Source organism: Bradyrhizobium sp. IC4060 (assembly GCF_020193715.1).
GTDB lineage: Bacteria > Pseudomonadota > Alphaproteobacteria > Rhizobiales > Xanthobacteraceae > Bradyrhizobium > Bradyrhizobium yuanmingense.
The window spans coordinates 1-407 of sequence record NZ_JADYVJ010000108.1; the positions used below are offsets into that span (position 1 = coordinate 1).

1 pseudogene is annotated in these 407 nt (G+C 63.6%); it reads right to left on the reverse strand.

Annotated elements, in window-relative coordinates:
- Positions 1–227: 227 nt before the first annotated feature.
- Positions 228–407 (reverse strand): annotated as a pseudogene (locus tag I6F16_RS37705) (carbonic anhydrase); the annotation flags it as partial.

Genomic DNA, 407 nt, shown 5'->3' on the forward strand with positions numbered 1-407 from the left:
GATGGCCCATCATGTGGAGGCAGTGCGCGGCAGCCTGCACCTGCTCGGGGTCGTCGCGACCGGCTGACCGAGGGAGATGCTTCAAAAGACGAAACGCCTCGCCCGAGGGTGCGGGCGAGGCGTCTGGAGGCCACGTTGGGGGGCAGTCCCCAAAGAAGCTGGCGCTATAGTAAGCGGCCCCTGATTAATGTCATATCACCGTCGTGTGAGAGAATTGCGTTTCTTGCCTAGTCGCCCGCACACCGGAACATAGCTCGGCGCTCGTCGCCCGTGTCGGTGACCGGCGCGAAATGGCCGGTGGTCGGATCTCGGACCAGCAGACGCCCCGAGGCGACGCCGAAATAGGCACCGTGAATCTGAAGCTTGCCCCGCTCCACGAGAATGCGGACGCAAGGGAAGGTCATGAG